The organism is Pseudonocardia petroleophila (assembly GCF_014235185.1).
GTDB classification, from domain to species: domain Bacteria; phylum Actinomycetota; class Actinomycetes; order Mycobacteriales; family Pseudonocardiaceae; genus Pseudonocardia; species Pseudonocardia petroleophila.
On the sequence record NZ_CP060131.1, the window covers coordinates 5,681,324 to 5,701,379 of the forward strand.

Sequence of the window (20,056 nt, forward strand, 5' to 3'; positions counted from 1 at the left end):
GTGAACGAGGAACAGATCGCGGTGATCGGCCTCGCCGTGCGGCTGCCGGGGGCCGAGGACGCCACCGACCTGCGCTGGCTGCTGGGCCGCGACGGCGTCGAGGTCGACGAGGTGCCGGTCAGCCGCTGGGCGCGGGAGCTCTACCTGGGCGACCAGGGCCACCAGGGCACGCACCACCGCGGCGCGTTCCTGCAGGACCCGTTCTCCTTCGACCACGACGCGTTCGGGCTGGCCGCCGAGGACGCCGTCCACCTCGACCCGCAGCAGCGGATCATGCTCGAGGTCGGCGGGCGGGCGCTGGAGGACTCCGGCTACCTCGGGGTGCGCTCGCGGCTGCGCGCCGGGGTGTTCGTCGGGGCCCGGATGAACTCCTACGGCTTCGACCAGGGCCGTGGCCTGTCCCCGGACTGGATGATCGGCACCGCCACCGGGCCGGTCACGGGCAGGCCGGTGCCGGCCGCGCTGTGGGGGCGGTCGCAGAACTTCGTGGCGGCGTGGCTGTCGGACCGCTTCGACCTGTCCGGGCCGAGCCTGGTCGTCGACACGGCGTGCTCGTCGTCGCTGACGTCGGTGTGGCTGGCCTGCCAGAGCCTCGCCGCGGGCAGCTGCGACCTCGCCGTCGTCGGCGGCGTCGACCTGCTCCTCGACCCGTTGACGTTCGTGCTCCTCTCCCGCACCGGGGCGCTGTCCCCCGACGGCCTGTGCCGCACGTTCGACGAGCGCGCCGACGGCTACGTGCCCGGCGAGGGCGCGGTGGCGGTGGTGCTCAAGCCGATGGCGGCCGCGCTGGCCGACGGCGACCACGTGCTCGGGGCGATCGCGGGCGTCGGCGTCAACAACGACGGCGCGACGATGGGCGTGACCACGCCGAACCTGGAGGCGCAGGTCGAGCTGCTCACCGAGGTCTACTCGCGGCTGGACCCGCGGACGGTGCAGCTCGTCGAGGCGCACGGCACCGGGACGGCGATCGGCGACCCGATCGAGGTCCGCGCGCTGACCGAGGTGTTCGGGCGCCACCGGGTGCCGCGGGGGTCGGTGGCGCTGGGCTCGCTCAAGCGCCGGATCGGGCACCTGCACTCGGCGTCCGGGCTGGCCGGCCTGGCCAAGATCCTGCTCGGGCTGCACGAGGGCGTGCTCGCGGGCACGCCGGTCGAGGCGCCCAACGCCCGCCTGCGGCTCGACACCTCGCCGTTCCACCTGCCGCCCGCCGCGCAGGCGTGGCCGCAGGCGCCGGTGCGCCGGGCCGCCGTCAGCGCGTTCGGGTTCGGCGGCACCAACGCGCACGTCGTCGCGGAGGGGGTCGACGCCGCACCGCCCTCCGCGGCCGCGCGCGCCGTCGAGGTGCTGGCGCTGTCGGCGGACTCCGACTACGCCCTGCGCGAGCTGGTGGCGCAGTGGATCGAGTTCCTGCCGACGGTCGGCGCGCACCTGGCCGACGTCTGCGCGACGAGCCGGGTCGCGCGCCCGCACCGGACCGCGCGGGTGGCCGTCTCCGGGACCGACGCGGACGGGCTCGCCGCCGCGCTGCGCCGCTGGCTGCTCGGCGGCGGGGCTCCGGACGCGCCCCGCTCCGTGCCGATCCGGCCGACCCCCGCCCCCGCGCCACCGGCCTGGCTCCTCGCGCTGCGCGACGCCCACCCGGCGGTGGCCGAGGTCGTCGGGCGGTTCGAGGCGGCCGTCGCGCGGCCGCTGGGGTCGTTCTCGGGGCGGCTGGTCGAGGTGTGCGCCGGGGTGGCGCTCGCGGTCGCGCTGCGCGCCGTCGGGGTGCCGGGGTCCGCCGTGGACCTGCCGCCCGGCTGGGGCCCGGTCGCCGACTTCGCCGACGGCCGCTGCTCGCTGGAGCAGGCGCTGGGCCCGGTGCTCGCGGCCCCGCCCGCCCCCGGCGGCGGGGACCTGTGCGCCGAGCTCGCCACCGGCGACGTCGACGCGGTGCTCGCCGCCGTCGTCGCCGCGGCCCACAGCGCGGGGCTCGACGTCGACTGGGCCGCCCACCAGGGCGGCGCGCCGTTCCGGCGCCGCCCGCTGCCCGTCGCCCAGGCCCGCGGACGGGCCCTGGACCTGCGCGAGCCGCTGCGCTCGCCCGAGCCCGGCGGCCCGGTCTCGCTCGACTCGGGGTCCGTCGCCGAGGGCTACGTGTTCAGCCGGCTGTTCGGGGCGGGCGAGGTGCCGATCGCGCAGCACGCCGTCTACCGGACGCTGATGCTGCCCGGCGTCGCCTGGTTCGACTTCCTGCGCCAGGGGGCGCACGCGGCGGGCGACCGGTTCACCGGCGTCGACGACCTGCTGTTCCACCGCCCGCTCATCCCCACCAGCGCCACCCGCGTGGTCGGGCGGGTCGACGCCGACGGGACCTTCGTCGTCACCGACCCGGAGGGCACGGCGCCCTACGTCAGCGGCCGCTACGCCCGCGGCCCCGTCGAGCCGGCGGCCCCGCTGCCGCTGGCCGACCTGCTCGCGCGGTGCGGCCGCACCCACGCCGGGTCCGGGATCTACCGGTGGCTGCGCCGCATCGGCTACCACCACGGCCGCTACTACCGCAACATCTCCTGGGTCGCGAGCCTGCCCGGCGGGGGCACGCTGGCCCGGATCGAGGGCGCGCGGCAGCGGGAGATGAACCCGGCGGACGTGGAGCTGTTCCCGGGCCTGCTCGACAGCGTCACGATCGCCGCGATCGACCCCGACGACCCCGTCTTCGGCGCGGCCGACGCGTCGGCGTTCATCCCGCTGTCGGTCGACGGGATCCGGGTGCTCGGCCCGCTCGACGGTGCCGCGTACGTCCGCACCGAGGTCGCGTTCTGGAACGAGCACGCGTGCCGGGTGACGCAGGTCGTCACCGACGACGCGGGGGTCCCGCTGCTGGTGCTGCGCGACATCTCCTCGAAGCGGGTGCCCGCCGACGCCTTCGGCCCCGCGCCCGACAGCAGCCCTGCGGACACCGACCCCCGCCACGAGATCCCCCTCGGAGTGGTCTCCGACCCCACCGACCCCGCTCCCGTGGATCCCGCGCCGCAGCCGGTCGCCGCACAGGCACCGGTGCCGGGCGGGCCGGTCGCGGCGCGTTCGCCGCTCGCCGTCGCGCTGGCCTGGTTCCTGCGCGAGTCGGGCACGGCGGAGGAGCACGCCGACACCGAGTTCCTCTCGGCCGGGTTCGACTCCGTCGGGCTGGTGGAGCTGTCGGACCGGCTCAGCCGCGACCACGGCCTCTCGCTCTATCCGACGGTCTTCTTCGAGTACCCGACGCCGCGGCAGTTCGCGGAGTTCGTGGTGGAGGAGGCCCCGGACCTGGTGGCCGCGCAGTCCCGCGCGGCGGCCGCACCCCCCACCGCCGCATCCGAGCCGGCCACCTCGACCCCGCCACCCGCACCGACCACGCCGCCGACGCCCGTCCCGGTGGCAGCCATCCCGGCCCCCGCCGCCCACGTCACCGCCCCGCAGGTGCCGGCCGTCCCGGAACCCCCTACCCAGGTCGCGGCCCCGCAGACCCCCGCCACCCCGGCACCGGCCGGACCGGTGGCGGGCCCGCCGGCTGTGACCCCGTCCACCACCGCCGCCCGCGCGGCGGCCGCGCACGACGAACACCCCACCCCCCGTCCCGACCGCGACGTCGCGGTCGTCGGCCTGGCGATCCGCGTCCCCACCGCCGACGACCTCGACGGCATGTGGTCGCTGCTCGTCGAGGGCCGCGACACCGTCGGCCCGCTGCCGGAGGGCCGCTGGGCCGAAGGGACGGCGCGGGCGTCGTTCCTGGAGCAGGTCGACGAGTTCGATCCCGCCCCGTTCCGCATCTCCCCGCGCGAGGCCCCGCTGATCGACCCCCAGGCCCGGATCGTCTACGAGACGATCTGGCAGGCCCTCGAGGACGGCGGGCGGATCGGCGAGCGGGCGGAGGGCAGCCGCACCGGCCTGTGGATCGCCTACAGCCACGACCACTACCACGAGGAGCGCGCGCGGCACGGCGTCGCGAGCGGCCGGGGGCTGGGCCTGGAGGCGATGATCCCCAACCGGCTCTCGCACCTCATGGACTGGCACGGCCCGAGCCTGGTGGTCAACACGCTGTGCTCGTCGGCGCTGGTCGCGCTGCACAGCGCGGTGCAGCACCTGCGCTCCGGCGACATCGACACGGCCGTGATCGGCGGGGTGCACGCCGCGATCAGCCCGGAGTACTTCGCGTCGATGCAGGAGATGGGGGCGCTGTCCCCGCACGCGCGCTGCGCCACCTTCGACGACGCCGCCGACGGCTTCGTCCCCGGCGAGGGGGCCGCCGCGGTCGTGCTGCGCCGCGTCGGTGACGCCCGGCGAGACGGGGACCGCGTGCGCGGCGTCGTCAAGGGCGTCGCGGTCAACCACGGCGGCCGCACCACCCGCTACTCCGCGCCGAGCCCGAAGGCCCAGCGCGACGTCATCACCGCGGCGCTGGCCGACGCGGGCGTCCACCCCGACTCGATCGGCATGATCGAGGCCCACGGCACCGGCACCTCGCTCGGCGACCCCATCGAGATCGACGGCCTCACCCGGGCCTGGCGCCACCACACCGACCGCGCGCAGTTCTGCGCGATCGGCTCGGTCAAGACCAACATCGGGCACCTGGAACCGGCCGCGGGCCTGGCCGGCCTGGCCAAGATCCTGCTCGCGCTGCAGCACGACGTCATCCCGCCGACGCTGCACATCACCCGGCCCAACCAGCACATCCGGTTCGAGGAGACCCCGTTCTACCCGGCCGCGGAGCCGGTGGCCTGGCCGCAGACCGGTGGCCCGCGACGCGCCGCGCTGTCGGCGTTCGGGATGGGCGGTGTCAACGCGCACGTGATCGTCGAGGAGCCGCCGGACGCGGACGAGCGGCGGCCGCCCGCGCAGGAGAGCCACGTCCTGCGGCTCACCGCGCCCACCGAGGACGGGGTCCGGGCACTGGCCGCCGACCACGTCGAGCACCTGACCCGGCACCCGGACACCCCGCTCGCCGACCTCGCCCACACCGCGACGCTGGGCCGCGCCCTGCACCGCCACCGCGTCGCCACCCACGCCACGACGACCGACGAGCTCGTGGAGCACCTGCGCGGGATCGCCACCACCGGCCTCGCACCGGGATGGGCGCGCCCGGGCCGCCCGGTCCCGGCGGGCACGCCCGTCGTCCGGCACAGCGGTGCGGACGCGCCCCCGGTCGCGTTCCTGTTCACCGGCCAGGGCTCGCAGTACGCGGGGATGGGCCACGGCCTCTACGGGGCCGAGCCCGTGTTCCGGGACGCGATCGACGAGTGCGCGCAGCACCTGCCGGGGCTGACCGACCTGCTGTACGGCGAGCGCTCGGCCGAGCTCACCCGCACCGACCACGCCCAGGCCGGCATCGTCGCCACGCAGGTGGCGCTGGTCCGCCTGCTCGACGCGTGGGGCGTGCGCCCGGACCTGGTGGCCGGGCACAGCGTCGGCGAGCTGACCGCCGCCTGGGCCGCGGGAGTGCTCACGCTGCCCGACCTGCTGCGCCTGGTCGAGCGCCGCGGCACCGCCATGAACGCCGCACCCGCGGGGGGCACGATGGCCGTGCTGCACGCCGACGCGGCGACGGCACGGCACCTCACCTCCGCCTACCCGGACATCGAGGTCGCCGCGCACAACTCCCCCACCAGCACGACGCTGGCCGGTCCCGCCGACGTCCTGGCCGGGTTCCGCGAGCAGCTGACCGCGTTCAACGCGACCCACGGCACCCGGTTCGCGCTCACCCCGCTGACCGTCAGCCACGCCTTCCACTCCCGCGACATGGCGGGCGCGGTGGCCCCGTTCACCGACGCGCTGCGGGAGACGGCGTTCGCGGCGCCGCGCATCCCGTTCGCCTCCACCGTCACCGGCGCCCTGCACACACCGCGGAGCGCGGCCGACCCGGCGACCTACGCGGCGGCGCTCACGCAGCCGGTGCTGTTCACCGAGGCGCTGCACGCCCTGCACGCGGAGGGGGTCCACACCTACTGGGAGATCGGGCCGCAGCCGGTGCTGGGGGCGTTCACGGCCGCGCTGCCGGAGCCGCACGACCACGTGGTGCGCGCGACGCTGGCCCGCGGCGTCCACGACCAGTCCCACCTGCACCACCACCTCACGGCCCACCACAACGCGACGGGCGCCGACCTGGACTTCGCCGGCGCCCAGCGGGGCAAGGACCGGCGCGCGACGACCGCTCCGGGCTACCCGTTCGACCGCACCCGCTTCTGGGTGACGAACCGGACAGCGGACCGAAAGGGGATCGATAGCGCATCTGCCTAGCGTTCGGCCCGCACGCTCATCGAGGGGAAGAGGCAGGACGCGATGGCAGGCGAGTACGGGCTCAAGCGGCACTTCGACGGCGGAGCGGCGCGGCTGCTCGGCGGCATGGTCGCCGAGCACCACGCCGGGTTCGACGTGGAGGGCTACGCGGCCGAGGTCGAGCGCCGGATCCCGGGGCTGGAGCTCAAGGACCGGGTGCTGGTGCTCGCCGAGGGCCTGCGCGACCGCCTCCCCGCCGACTACCCCGCCGCCGTCGCCGTGCTCCTCGCCGTACTGGGCGACGAGCTGGGCGAGGGCGGCGGGATGTTCAACACCAGCTGGTTCCTCATGCCGGTGGCCCGGTTCGTCGAGGAGTTCGGGCTCGACCACCCGGAGGTCTCCCTCGACGCCATCGAGGAGATCACCAAGCGGCACACCGGCGAGTACGCGATCCGCCCCTACGTCGAACGGCACTACGAGCTGACGATGGCGCGGGTCGCGCGGTGGGCCCGCGACCCCAGCCTCAACGTCCGCCGCCTGGCCAGCGAGGGGGTGCGGCCGCGGCTGCCGTGGGCCCGCACCCTGCACCGGTTCGTCGACGACCCGCACCCGGTCCTGGAGATCCTGGAGCCGCTGCGCAGCGACCCGTCGGAGTACGTGCGCAAGTCGGTGGCCAACCACCTCAACGACATCGCCCGCGACCACCCCGAGATCGCGCTCGCCACCGCCACCCGGTGGTCGCGGGAGAGCCCGACCGACGAGACCGCGTGGATCGTCAAGCACGCGCTGCGGGTGCTGGTGAAGAAGGGCGACCAGCGGGCCCTGGCCCTGCTCGGCGCCACCGGCGGCGAGCACATCACCGTGCACGGCCTGCGGCTGTGGCCGCGCGACCTGCAGCTCCCCGGCACCGTCGCCCTGCAGGTCGACCTGGAGAACACCGACACCGCCCGCCACAGCGTCGCCGTCGACTACGTCGTGCACCACGTCCGGAAGAACGGTCGGACGATCCCCAAGGTCTTCAAGCTCGGCGTCGTCGACCTCGGGCCGGGCGAGCGCCGGACGCTGGAGAAGTCGCACGCCGTCAGGGAGGTGACGACGCGCGCCTACTACCCGGGCGAGCACGTCGTCGACATCCAGGTCAACGGCCTCGCGCTGGCCTCCGACGCGTTCGAGCTGCGCACATGAGCACCGTCACCGCCGTCCACCTGGCCGCCTCCGATCCCGCCGTCGCCGACCACCTCGTCGCCGGGGAACCGGTCCTGCCGGCCGCCGCCCAGATCGAGGCCGTGCTGACCGCGTGCGCCGCGGACCGGCCCGGGGACCGCTGGTGGCTCGACCACGTCGCCTTCCTCGCGCCGCTGCGCGTCGGACCGGCGGGCGTCGAGATCCGCACCGAGATCGCCGACGACGGCACCGCCCTGCTCCGCTCGCGCACCCCCGGCGACGACGACTGGACGACCCACGGCCGCGCCGGCACCACCTCGGGGTCGATGGACCTGCCGCGCTACCTCGACACCGCCGCCCTGCGCGCCCGCTGCACCGAGGCCGTCCCCGCCGCGGAGATCGCCGCGTGGCGCGCCGCCAGCGGCATCGACTACGGCCCCACCTACCGGGCGATCCGCTCCGCCCACCGCGGCGACGGCGTGCTGCTCGCCGTGCTGCGGACGCACGGGACGGCCACGCACGTCGTGCCGCCGTCGCTGCTCGACAGCGTGTTCCAGTGCCTCGGGATGCTCGACGCCGGCGCCGCGGGCGCCTGCCTGCCCTGGTTCGTCGGCCGGATCGCCGTGCGCCGCCCGGTCTCCGGCACGGTCCTCGCGCAGGTCGAGACCACGCCGGGTGACGCGGCCAGCGGTGTGGTCCGCGGGCGCGCGGTGGTGTGCTCGCTGCAGGGCGAGGTGCTGCTGGAGCTGGACCGGATCACGCTCAAGGCCGCCGCCCCCGCTCCCGACCGCGCCGCCCCGGAGCCCGCTTCCCCGGGTCCCGCGGCGGCGCCCCTCCCCCGCACCGGGCCCACCCCGGCCGGACCCGCGCCCGTCGCGGTCACGGCGCTGCCGCCGGTCCCCCGGCCACCGGGCGGGCCGGACGCGGCCCTCGACCGACGGCACCGGGACCGCCCCGCGGCCGCGGCACCTGCCGGGACCGGCACCCGCCCGACCCCGGAGGTCGTCGGCACCGTCCTCGCCCCCGGCTGGGAGGTCGTCACGCCGACCCCTGCCGGGGACGCGGGCACCGTCCTCGTCGTCTCCGACAAGATCGACGGCGCCACCGGCACCGGCGCCGTGCACGACGGGCGGCTCGCCGCCGCGGTCGCGCAGGACCGTCCGGGCCGCGTCGTCTACGTCCCCGGCCCCGACGACGGCACCGCCGCGGGCGCGACCGCCGCAGTGCAGACGGCGTTCGCGCTGGTCCGGGCGCTCGCCGCGCGGCCGCCGATGGTGGATCTCACCGTGGTCACCCGCGGGGCGCAGAGCCTCGGGGGCGGACCGGTGCGGCCGCCGCACACGGCACTGTGGGGGCTGGTGCGGTCGCTGCGGGTGGAGAACCCGCGGACCGCGATCCGGCTGGTCGACCTCGAGCCCGACGCACCGGCGTCGACCGCAGCGAGGATGACCGCGGCCGGGTTCGACGAGCCGGAGCTGGTCCGCCGCGGTGACACCTGGTCGGCGCCCGTGCTCGCGCCGAGCACCGCGACGGGCCGCCCGTTCCCCGTCGCCGGCGGGCGGTTCCTGGTCACCGGCGGGATGAGCGGGATCGGGCTGCACGTCGCGGAGATGCTGGCCGACGACGGCTGCGCGCACCTGACGCTCGTCGGGCGCACCGAGCCGCGCGACGGCGAGCGCCGGGACCGGATCGACCGCCTCGCGGGGCGCTGCGACGTCCGCGTCCTCACCTGCGACGTCCGCGACCTCGCCGCCGCGCTGCACGACGCCCCGCGCTTCGACGGCGTCGTCCACTCGGCCGGGATCCTGCGCGACGGACTGGCCCGAACGCTCACTTCTGAGCGGATCGACGAGGTGCTGGCCCCCAAGATCGGTGGTGCACACGCGATCGACGCGGCGTTCCCCCGGGACCGCCGCCCGGGAGCGGTGGTGCTGTTCTCCTCGATCTCGGCGGTGCACGGCAACCTCGGCCAGAGCTCGTACTCCGCGGCCAACGCCTACCTGGACGGCTTCGCGGCCGCCCGGCGGGCGGCCGGTGAGTCCTGGTCCAGCCTCGGCTGGGGCCTGTGGAACGTCGGGATGGGCGAACAGATCGTGCAGGGAGCGGCCGCCCGCGGGATCCCCGCGCTGTCGGCCGACGAGGGCATCGCGCTGCTGCGGACCGGTCTCGCCCTCCCGCCCGCCCACTACGTCCTGTCCGCTGCCCACCGACCGACGGCCCCTCCACCGGCCGGCCCTCGACCGAAGGACGAACCGATGACGACCGTGGCACCCGAAGGACGGCTGTGGCCGTCGCTGAGCTCGATCCTGCAGTCCACCCTGCACGTGCGGGCGGTCTCCCCCGACGACAACCTGCTCGAGCTGGGCCTCGACTCGATGATGGCCGTCGAGGTGGCCGCGGCGCTGTCCCGGGAGGGCCTGGAGGTCGACCCGGGCACGTTCTTCGAGCACGCCCGGGTCGAGGACCTGGTGGCCCACCTCGACACGCTGCCCCGCACCGGCGCCCCCGGCGCGGGGCTGCCGGCACCGGCGCTGCCCGCCGTCCCCGCAGCGGGCGCCCCCGCGGCGGTTCCCGCACCGGCCGCCCAGGCCCCGGTCGCCCAGGCCCCGGTCGCCCAGGCCCCGGTCGTCCAGCCCCCGGCCACCGTCCCCGGCGGCGGGTTCGTGCCCGACTGGGACCGGTTCCGCGACCTCGACGGCCCCCGCCCCGCCGCGAGCGGCACGCCCCCGCTCGCGGCCACCGCGCCGCAGGCCCCCGCCGCACCGGCCCCGATCGCCCCGATCGCCGCAGCCCCGATCGCACGCGCTCCGATCGCACCCGCTCCGATCGCACCGCCCGCCCCGGCGGCCGCCCCCGCGCACCCGGCGACCCGACGGCCCGCCGCGCCGCCGCTGGGCCCGTCCGGCGTCCCCACCCCGCGCCGCACCCTGCCCGGCCGCCTCACCGACCGCCCCGACGGCACGTTCCTCGACCGCCGCATCGACGCCCTGTCCACCGAGGACCGCGCGATCGTCGCCCAGGACGACTACTTCTACGAGCCGGTGGTCGAGGAGGCGCAGGGCTCCTGGATCAAGTTCGACGGCCGCTGGTTCCTCAACTTCGCCTCCTACTCCTACCTCGGCCTGATCGGCCACGACTACATCGACACCCAGGCCGTGCGGGCGGTCGAGAAGCACGGCACCGGCGCGCACGGCGTCCGCCTGCTGGCGGGCACGCTGCACCTGCACCGCGAGCTGGAGCTGGCGCTGGCCCGCTTCCTCGGCACCGAGGACGCGATCGTCTACTCCAGCGGCTACATGGCCAACGTCGCCACGGTCGGCGCGCTCGTCGGGCCGGGGGACGTCGTGATCGGCGACGTCTACAACCACGCGAGCATCCTCGACGGCTACCGGCTCTCCGGCGCACAGGTGATCACCTACGCGCACAACGACCTCGACGACCTGGAGCGCGCGCTGCGCAAGGTCGGCGACGCCGGGCGCCTCGTCGTCACCGACGCGGTGTTCAGCATGGACGGCGACATCGCGCCGCTGCCGCAGATCGTCGAGCTGTGCGAGCGCTACGACGCCCCGCTGATGGTCGACGAGGCGCACAGCCTGGGCGTGCTCGGCGCGACCGGACGCGGCATCACCGAGCACTTCGGCATCGACCCGGCCCGGGTCGCGGTGAAGATGGGGACGCTGTCGAAGACGGTCCCGAGCGCGGGCGGCTACGTCGCGGGCTCGGCCGACCTGGTGTTCGCGCTGAAGAACAACGCCCGCGGCTGGATGTTCAGCGCGGCGGCGACGCCTGCGCAGGTCGCGGCGGCGAAGGCGGCGGTCGACGTGATCGCGGCCGCCCCGACGATGGTCACCGAGCTGCACCGGCGCACCGAGCGCTACCGCGGCCTGCTGCGCGGGCTGGGCTTCGACACCCTCGCCAGCGAGACGCCGGTCGTCCCGGTGATCTGCCGCAGCGCCGAGCAGGCCCAGGAGATGGCCCGGCTGTGCCAGGCCGACGGCCTGTTCGTCCAGCCGATCGTCTACCCGGCCGTGCCGAAGGCGCTGCCGCGGCTGCGCACGATCGTCAACCTCAGTCACTCCGACGAGGACATCGACCACGCCGTCGCCGCGATCGAGCGGGCCGGGCGGCGCATCGGGCTCATCGCCTGAGCCCGGTACGGGCACACCCCACCGAGAAGGAGATCACGATGGACGAGATCGACGGAGCGGCGTTCTTCGGGGCGGTCCTGCGCGCCGTGGCCTGCACCCGCAACCACAACGAGGACCGGGCCGAGTACGCCGCGGGCGTGCTCGCCCCGGCGGCGCGGATCCGCGAGTTCGAGACCGAGCTCGGCGGGCGGACGCCGACCCGGTCCGAGGCCGAGCAGGTGCTGTCCTGGCTGGACACGATCCTGCGCACCAAGCGGACCCCCGACGAGGAGCGCGAGCACCACACCGGCTACATCGCCCGCGTCTCGGGCCTGTCCCTGGTGCGCGCGGACGTGGCGGCCTGACGTGTCGCGCACCGGTCCCGCGTGGTTCAGCCACGAGCTCTGCTTCTGGCACGACCCCGGTGCCGGATCCGGCTACGTGCCGGTCGGCCCCGGGGTGGAGCCGCTGCGGCAGCACGCGGTCGATCCCGACCTGCGCCGCGCCGAGGGACTGGTGCGCCTGTCCGGTGTGCTGGAGCACTTCGTCCGGCGCACCCCCACCCCGGCCACCGACGAGGACCTGCTGCTCGTCCACACCCCGGCGCACGTCGACCGCGTCGAGGCCGCCTCGGCACTCGGCGCGGGCGACGCGGGGGTGTACGCGCAGGTCAACCACCACAGCGCCCTGGCCGCCCGGCTGGCGGTCGGGGCCTGCGTCCAGGCCGTCGACGACGTGCTGGACGGGCGGCACCCCCGGGCGTACTGCCTGGTCCGCCCGCCCGGTCACCACGCGGAGCCCGACCGCGCGATGGCGCTGTGCCTCTACAACAACCTGGCGGTGGCGGCCCGGTCGGCGCAGCGCCGCGGGGTGGGGCGCGTCCTGGTCCTGGACTGGGACGTGCACCACGGCAACGGGCTGCAGGACGTCTTCTGGTCCGACCCCGACGTCCTCTACGTCTCGATCCACCAGGAAGGGCTGTTCCCCCCGGGTGCGGGCCTGGTGACCGAGACCGGCGGGGGCGCCGGGGCCGGCCGGACCCTCAACGTCCCCCTGCCCGCCGGCTCCGGGCACGGTGCCTACCTGGCCGCGATCGAGCAGGTCGTGGCCCCGGCGGCGCGGGCGTTCGGGCCGGACCTGGTCCTCGTCGCCGCGGGCGTCGACGCGGGCGGGCACGACCCGATGGGTCGGATGATGGCCACCAGCCGCACGTTCCACGCGATGACGACCGCGCTGTGCGAGCTGGCCGACGAGCTGGCGGGCGGGCGGATCGTGCTGGCCCACGAGGGCGGCTACTCCGCCTGGTACCAGCCGACGCTCGTGCTCGCCACCGCCTGCGCGGTCGCCGGGCTGCCCGCCCCGCCCGATCCGTTCCTGCACTCGCTGGAGCACCTGCCCGGGCAGCAGATCCGTCCCCACCAGACCCGGGTCCTGCAGTTCCTGCGCGACCACCACCCCCTGCTGAGCACGGAAGGAGCGGCCCTCCGATGAACCCCTGGCTGCTGAAGGTGGGCGCGCGCCGCCGCGGCCCGGCCGGTGTGCGCCCGGTGGCGCGGGTGATCGGCCTGCCCCACGCGGGCGGCTGGCCCTCGGCCTTCCAGACCTGGCGCCGGGTGCTGCCCGAGCACGTCGAGCTCGTGGTGGCGCAGCTGCCCGGGCGCGGCATGCGCAGCGACGAGGCCCCGCTGCGGCGGGTCGCCCCGATCGTCGCGGGGCTGGCCGACGCGGTCGCCGACCTGGACCCGCTGCCGACGGTCGTGCTCGGCCACAGCTTCGGCAGCGTGCTGGGCTACGAGCTCACCAAGCGGATGGAGCGGCGCGGGCTCGCGCCGGAGCTGCTCGCCGTCTCCGCGCGGCAGCCGCCGTGCTTCCCGAGCCGGGCCCCGTTCGCCCACCAGGGATCCGACGACGAGCTGGTCGCGCACCTGGTGCGGATCGGCGGGGTGTCGCCGGACCTGCTCACCCGCCCTGGCCTCGTCGACACCGCGCTCGGGGCCATCCGGGCCGACCTCGAGGCCCTGGAGACCTACGCCCGCCCACCGGCCGGCACCGCGGTCCCGATCCTGTCCCTCGGCGCCACCGACGACCCCGTCGTCGTCGCCGAGCGGCTGCACCTCTGGTCGGTCGAGACGACCGGCGCCTTCCGCCGCCGCATGTTCACCGGCGGTCACTTCTACCTCTACGACCCGACGACCGCGGCGACCATCGCCGCGGAGCTGCTCGCCGCCCTGCCGGCGCCGGTGACCACCGGGACCGGCCTCGACCGACCCGCCTGACCCCTCCCCTCCCCGACACACACGATTGGATCGATCATGGACACGTCCACCTCAGCCGAGCCGCGCGCCGGCACGCGGGAGTGGCTGGGCCTGGCGGTGCTGGCCCTGCCCACCCTGCTCGTCTCCATGGACGTCAGCGTCCTGCACCTGGCCGTCCCCGCGATCACCTCCAGCCTCTCGGCCGACGCCGGCCAGATGCTGTGGATCATCGACATCTACGGCTTCATGATCGCCGGCTTCCTCGTCACGATGGGCACCCTCGGCGACCGCATCGGCCGCCGCAAGCTGCTCCTCATCGGCGGTGCGGCGTTCGGCGCCGCCTCCGTGCTGGCCGCGTTCGCGACCTCCCCCGAGATGCTCATCGCGAGCCGGGCGCTGCTCGGCGTCGCGGGCGCCACCCTGATGCCCTCGACGCTCTCGCTGATCGTCAACATGTTCCGCAGCGACGCCCAGCGCGGCGTGGCCATCGCGGTCTGGGTGACGATGTTCTCCCTCGGCACGGCGCTCGGCCCGGTCGTCGGCGGCGCACTGCTCGAGTTCTTCTGGTGGGGCTCGGTGTTCCTGCTGGCCGTGCCAGTGATGGTCCTGCTGCTGGTGGCGGGCCCGATCCTGCTCCCCGAGTACCGCGACGCCGACGCCGGCCGGATCGACCTGCTCAGCGTCGCCCTGTCCCTCGCGGCCCTGCTGCCGGTCATCTACGGCCTCAAGGGCCTCGCCACCGGCGCGTCGGCGGTCACCTCGATCGCCGCGATCGTGCTGGGCGTCGTGTTCGCCGTGGTGTTCGCCCTGCGCCAGCGCACCCTGGCCAGCCCGCTGCTGGACATGAGCCTGTTCCGGCAGCGCGCGTTCGCCGTCACCGCGGTCGCGATGCTCGCCTCGATGTTCATCGCGGGCGGCACGTACCTGTTCGTCACCCAGTACCTGCAGCTCGTCACCGGGCTGTCCCCGATGCAGGCCGGCCTGTGGCTGCTGCCCGCCGCGGGGGCGCTCATCGTCACCTCGATGCTCGCCCCGGCGCTGGCCGCGAAGATCAAGCCGCACTACGTGGTGGTCGGCGGCCTGCTGATCTCCACGGTCGGCCAGGTCGTGCTGGCGACGCTCGGCACCGACGACCTCGCCCTGCTGGTCATCGGCTTCCTGCTGGTCTACGCCGGCGGCGGCCCGATGATCTCGCTCGGCACCGACCTGATCATCGGCTCGGCGCCGCCCGAGCAGGCGGGGTCGGCCAGCTCGATCTCCGAGACCGCGACCGAGCTCGGCATGGCGCTGGGCGTGGCCGCGCTCGGCAGCCTGGGCACCGCGGTCTACCGCGGGCTCGCCGTCGTCCCGGCCGGCACGCCCGCCGACCTCGCCGCGGCCGCCCAGGACACGCTGGCCAGTGCGGCCGCCGCGGTGCAGGGCCTGCCCGCCGAGGTCGCCGCCGCGCTGCTGGACCCGAACCGGGCCGCGTTCGTCGGCGGCCTCAACGTCCTGGGCTGGGTGTGCGCCGCGCTGTCCGTCGCCCTCGCCGCACTCATGGTGCTCGGCAACCGCGAGACCCCGGCCGCCGCCGCGACCCCGGAGGGGGTGCGCGACGAGGTGGGTGCCGTCTAGCTCCCCGCCCCGACCGGGCCCGTCACCGCGCTCCCCCGCGGTGGCGGGCCCACCGGCGTCCCGGGGGGTCAGCCCCGGGACGCGCCGGCGAAGGCGGCCGCGAACTCCGGCGACGGCGGGATGGGCGTGATCACGTCGATCAGCACGCCGCTGGGGTCGGCCACGATGAAGTGCCGCTGGCCGAAGTCCTCGCTGCGCAGCTCCTGCTCGGGCACCAGGCCGCCGCGGACGACCAGCCGCTCCCACTCGGCGTCGACGTCGGGGACCTCGACGTTGAGCAGCAGCCCCTGCACCGGCCGGCGGTAGGCGGCGGGGACCGTGGGGTGGTCCTGGTCGAGCAGGGCCAGCTCCTGGCCGTCGGGGCGGCGGAGGCTGACGTACCAGTCGGCCTCGAACGTCGTCTCGAAGCCAAGCCGCTCGGTGTAGAACGCGTGCGACTCGCGGATCCGCGAGGTGCAGATCACCGGGTACATGCTGGTCAGCTTCATGGCGTCGACGCTAGCGAGCCCCGTGCGGACCCCGGTCGGGCGACGTCGGGCTCACTCACGGTGAGTGCAGGGCACTGCGCTCGGTCCCGGGGACCGAGTAGCCGCGCCCGGCGTAGGGGAACCCGTCGAGCTCGGTGGTCTCCGGGCGCTGCTGGTAGTAGGACCGGATCTCGGCGATCCGGCCGTCTGCGGCGAAGACGAACCACTCGGCGCCGCGGGTCGCGACCCGGTCGGCATCGGGGGCGGGCCGCCAGAACATCGTCCACTCGATGACGGCCTCGGTGTCGCCCAGCAGCGCGTGGTCGACCACCCAGCGCGCCCCGATCCGGCCCGCGACCTTCCGCCAGTACCGCGCCAGGTGCTCCCCGCCGCGGACGGCCGTCGACCCGACGTTGGGCGCGAGGAACCAGTGCACGACGTCCGGGTCGAGCGTGCCGAGCATCTGCTCGACATCGCCGGCGGAGCAGCCGTCGTAGTAGCGGGTGATCGTCTCCAGCGCGCCCATCGCCCCAGTCTGACCGACCCGTATCCTGGGCGACATGGCCGGTGGGAAGCCCGACAAGGCAGCGAAGAAGGCAGCTCGGCTGGAGAAGCGGGCCGCGTCGAAGGCGCGTCGCCAGCAGATCTGGCAGGCGTTCCAGATGCAGCGCAAGGAGGACAAGGCGCTCATCCCGTGGATGCTCGGCGCCTTCGTGGTGTCCGTGGCGCTCGCCGTCGGGATCGGGGCGATCTTCGGGATCTGGCTGATCCTGCTGCCCATCGGCATCGCGATCGGCATCCTGGCGGCGATCAGCGTCTTCGGCCGCCGCGTGCAGCGCAACGTCTACACCAAGGCCGACGGGCAGCCGGGCGCCGCGGGCTGGGCGCTCGACAACCTGCGCGGCCAGTGGCGCGTCACGCAGGGCGTCGCGGGCACCACCCACCTCGACGCCGTGCACCGCGTCATCGGCCGCCCCGGCGTCATCCTCGTCGCCGAGGGGGCCCCGCACCGCGTCAAGGGCCTGATCGCGCAGGAGAAGAAGCGCACCGCGCGGATCTCGGGCACCACCCCGATCTACGACGTCATCGTGGGCAACGACGAGGGCCAGGTCCCGCTCAAGGGCCTGCAGCGCCACCTCATGAAGCTGCCGCGCAACATCACCGTCAAGGAGATGGAGACGATCGAGGCGCGCCTGGCCGCCCTCGGCTCCCGCGCCGCCGCGCTGCCCAAGGGACCGATGCCGGCCGGGGCCAAGATGCGCAGCGTGCAGCGCACGGTCCGCCGGCGCTGATCCGGGGGCCTCAGGCCCGGGTGCGCACCACGATCGTGCGGGCCGCGCGGTCGTGCCAGCCCCGGCCGTCGGGGTCGCGCATCAGGGGCGGCAGCACGAGCGCGATCAGCGCCGTGCGCAGCGCCGCCCGCGGCACCCCGACGACGGGCTCCGAGCCGATCGACGCCACCCGGATCCCGAACGCCGTCATGCCCGCGCTCGCGCCGAACACCGCGACGGGCACGACCGTGAGCACGAACCACACGGCCAGCACCGTGAACGGCGACGACGTGACCTCCCCGCCGAGGAACAGCGCGGTGATCCCGTAGCCGAGCAGCCAGTCGACGCTGAGCGCGGCGAGCCGCCTGCCGAACCCCGCAACGGCGCTGACGCCCTCGGCCGGCAGCCCGAACCGCTCCCCCGGGTGGGCCCCCGCGGGGGCCGCGAGCGACGAGCCGGGGAGCCAGGTGTCGATCCATCGGGGCATGTCACCAGCCTAGGCGAGCCGGATGTGACCCGAGTGACGGTCGGTCCCGTTAACCTCTGTGAAACGAGCGAGTGACCGCTGGGCAACACCGCCGCCCTAGCGTCGCCGCAACCCGAGAACCGTTCGAAGGAGTCACCAAGGGTGTTCAGCAACTCCGAAGAGGTCCTGAAGTTCATCAGTGACGAGAAGGTCGAGTACGTCGACATCCGCTTCTGCGACCTTCCCGGCGTGATGCAGCACCTCACCGTGCCCGCCACCGCCTTCGACCAGGACTTCATCGACGGCGGCATCGCCTTCGACGGATCCTCCGTCCGCGGCTTCCAGGCCATCAACGAGTCCGACATGGCGCTGTTCCCGGACGCCGCGACGGCCCGCCTGGACCCGTTCCGCAAGCACAAGACGCTCAACATGAACTTCTTCGTGCACGACCCGATCACCGGCGAGCCCTACAGCCGGGACCCGCGGAACGTCGCGCGCAAGGCCGAGGAGTACCTGGCCGCGTCGGGCGTCGCCGACACCTGCTTCTTCGGCGCCGAGGCGGAGTTCTACATCTTCGACTCCGTCCGGTTCGGGTCGGACCCGCACCAGCAGTACCACCACATCGACTCGGTCGAGGGCTGGTGGAACACCGGCCGCGACGAGGTCGGCGGCAACCTGGGCTACAAGGTCCCCTTCAAGGGCGGCTACTTCCCCGTCCCGCCGGTCGACCACTACGCCGACCTGCGCGACGACATGGCCACCAACCTGATCAACGCGGGCTTCGTGCTCGAGCGCGGCCACCACGAGGTGGGCACCGCGGGCCAGGCGGAGATCAACTACAAGTTCAACACGCTGCTGCACTCGGCCGACGACGTGATGCTGTTCAAGTACATCATCAAGAACACGGCCTGGCACGCGGGCAAGACCGTCACCTTCATGCCGAAGCCGATCTTCGGCGACAACGGCTCGGGCATGCACGCCCACCAGTCGCTGTGGAAGGACGGCCAGCCGCTGTTCCACGACGAGTCCGGCTACGGCGGTCTGTCCGACATCGCCCGCTACTACATCGGCGGCCTGCTGCACCACGCGCCGTCGCTGCTGGCGTTCACCAACCCGACCGTCAACTCGTTCCACCGGCTCGTGCCGGGCTTCGAGGCACCGGTCAACCTGGTGTACTCGGCGCGCAACCGCTCCGCCTGCATCCGGATCCCGCTGACGGGCAACAACCCCAAGGCCAAGCGCCTGGAGTTCCGCTGCCCCGACTCGTCGGGCAACCCGTACCTGGCGTTCTCGGCGATGATGATGGCCGGCATGGACGGCATCAAGAACAAGATCGAGCCGGCCGCCCCCGTCGACAAGGACCTCTACGAGCTCCCGCCCGAGGAGGCCAAGGACATCGCCCAGGTCCCCACCAGCCTCGACGCGGTGCTCGACCGGCTCGAGGTCGATCACGACTACCTGCTCGAGGGTGGCGTCTTCACCCCCGACCTGATCGAGACGTGGATCAACTACAAGCGCGACACGGAGATCACCCCGCTGCGCCTGCGCCCGCACCCGTACGAGTTCGCCCTGTACTACGACGTCTGATTCCAGCGGTTTTCTGACCTGCTGAGCGGACCCGAAAACGGTGGTTGACCTGCGCAGATGCCTTCCGGCGTCTGCCATCGTCAACCACCGTTTTCCGTTCTCGTGTGCCACGGATGTGCCACACCGGAGATCAACACGGCATGACGAGGTGCGATGCGGGACCAGTCGTGGGCCGACTGCGCTGGGTGACCGGAGTCGACTGGCCGCGTGGAAGGCTGTGGCTGTGGCGTGGTCGCCGCGTGGCCGCAGCCGGCAGCTGGCCGTGGACGCGGGTCACCAGACCTCCGTGAGATCGCAACAACAGCATCGAAGAGGTATCCGGTCTGACCTCCGGGGTCAGACGCGTTGGGTGCAACGATCACCAGCAGCGGTCCGGCTGATCACCGACTCACCGATCCCCCCAGCTGGACGGCACAACCGGCGCACGGCGGATGGCCCGGTCACCGGATCAATCCAGACCGCGGTCGAGGCAACCGATCCGGGCTAGCTTGGCGAGAGACCGCCAAGGCCCTCACCTCCGCCGCCGGCTTGCGGAGCAAGATCGAGGCGCCCGCTCCGCGAAGTCACGCCGGCCAGCTCGTCGGCCATCCAGCGCAGCCGGACGGAGCCGGCCGTCGCCCGACTCGTGACCGCGCGGAGGCGCGACCAGGACAGGCCCGCGAACCGAGCGGCGTGGACGGCGGCCTGGAGGCGTTGCTCGATGTCGGCGAACTGCCTGGTCAGTCGTGCACCGCGAGCTCGGCAGGGCGCGGGCCAGGTGGCGTTGCCACCCGGCGAAGGTGGCGCCGCCGGTCTCCCAGCCGTCGACGTCGTCCGGGCGGTACCGCTCGCGCTGGGCCATTCGCTGCGCGGGTAGAACCCGGTATGCCGCGCCAGC

12 protein-coding genes are annotated in these 20,056 nt (G+C 74.6%); 9 read left to right on the forward strand and 3 right to left on the reverse strand.

The genetic code is table 11. The annotated features are described in order from the left end of the window. From H6H00_RS32705 to H6H00_RS27910, 7 genes are read left to right on the forward strand one after another with little or no spacing between them, the layout of a single operon-like run. Positions 1-6,249: a type I polyketide synthase gene (locus H6H00_RS32705; protein WP_185718622.1), complete on the forward strand. Its 6,249-nt coding sequence runs from the start codon at positions 1-3 to the stop codon at positions 6,247-6,249. A gap of 42 nt (positions 6,250-6,291) precedes the next feature. Beyond that, positions 6,292-7,413 carry a DNA alkylation repair protein gene (locus tag H6H00_RS27885; RefSeq protein ID WP_185718623.1) on the forward strand — a complete coding sequence of 374 codons (1,122 nt, stop codon included), beginning with the start codon at positions 6,292-6,294 and terminating at the stop codon, positions 7,411-7,413. Then, positions 7,410-11,540, forward strand: coding sequence for a bifunctional SDR family oxidoreductase/pyridoxal phosphate-dependent aminotransferase family protein (locus tag H6H00_RS27890; RefSeq protein ID WP_185718624.1), 4,131 nt, complete (start codon positions 7,410-7,412; stop codon positions 11,538-11,540). Before H6H00_RS27885 ends, H6H00_RS27890 begins: the two co-directional genes overlap by 4 nt. Before the next feature lie 38 nt (positions 11,541-11,578). Then, positions 11,579-11,884: a hypothetical protein gene (locus H6H00_RS27895; protein WP_185718625.1), complete on the forward strand. Its 306-nt coding sequence runs from the start codon at positions 11,579-11,581 to the stop codon at positions 11,882-11,884. 1 nt (position 11,885) lies between these two features. After that, positions 11,886-13,010: a class II histone deacetylase gene (locus H6H00_RS27900; RefSeq protein ID WP_185718626.1), complete on the forward strand. Its 1,125-nt coding sequence runs from the start codon at positions 11,886-11,888 to the stop codon at positions 13,008-13,010. Beyond that, positions 13,007-13,795 (forward strand): thioesterase II family protein, encoded by a 789-nt coding sequence (locus H6H00_RS27905; protein ID WP_185718627.1) that lies wholly within the window; start codon positions 13,007-13,009, stop codon positions 13,793-13,795. Before H6H00_RS27900 ends, H6H00_RS27905 begins: the two co-directional genes overlap by 4 nt. Positions 13,796-13,831: 36 nt before the next feature. Then, positions 13,832-15,388, forward strand: a complete 1,557-nt coding sequence (locus H6H00_RS27910) for an MFS transporter (RefSeq protein ID WP_185718628.1) — start codon at positions 13,832-13,834, stop codon at positions 15,386-15,388. Positions 15,389-15,456: 68 nt separating this feature from the next. On the opposite strand, the gene H6H00_RS27915 is transcribed toward H6H00_RS27910, so the two are convergent. Both H6H00_RS27915 and H6H00_RS27920 read right to left on the reverse strand, forming a co-directional pair. Next, a complete protein-coding gene (locus H6H00_RS27915; RefSeq protein ID WP_185718629.1) occupies positions 15,457-15,876 on the reverse strand; it encodes a VOC family protein in 420 nt (139 codons plus the stop codon). A gap of 55 nt (positions 15,877-15,931) precedes the next feature. Continuing rightward, on the reverse strand, positions 15,932-16,381 hold the full coding sequence (locus H6H00_RS27920; RefSeq protein WP_185718630.1) for a nuclear transport factor 2 family protein: 450 nt from the start codon (positions 16,379-16,381) through the stop codon (positions 15,932-15,934). 34 nt (positions 16,382-16,415) lie between these two features. Here H6H00_RS27920 and H6H00_RS27925 point away from each other — a divergent pair, with 34 nt between their 5' ends. After that, a complete protein-coding gene (locus H6H00_RS27925) occupies positions 16,416-17,147 on the forward strand; it encodes a DUF4191 domain-containing protein (RefSeq protein WP_185718631.1) in 732 nt (243 codons plus the stop codon). A gap of 10 nt (positions 17,148-17,157) precedes the next feature. Here the strand turns inward: H6H00_RS27925 and H6H00_RS27930 are convergent, their stop codons facing one another. Then, entirely contained in the window at positions 17,158-17,613 is a 456-nt protein-coding gene (locus H6H00_RS27930) for an RDD family protein (RefSeq protein WP_185718632.1), read from the reverse strand. 141 nt (positions 17,614-17,754) lie between these two features. On the opposite strand from H6H00_RS27930, the gene glnA reads away from it, so the two are divergent. Further along, the gene (gene glnA, locus H6H00_RS27935; RefSeq protein ID WP_185718633.1) at positions 17,755-19,179 is read left to right on the forward strand and encodes a type I glutamate--ammonia ligase; all 1,425 of its coding nucleotides are present in this window, start codon (positions 17,755-17,757) and stop codon (positions 19,177-19,179) included. Positions 19,180-20,056 lie beyond the last annotated feature (877 nt).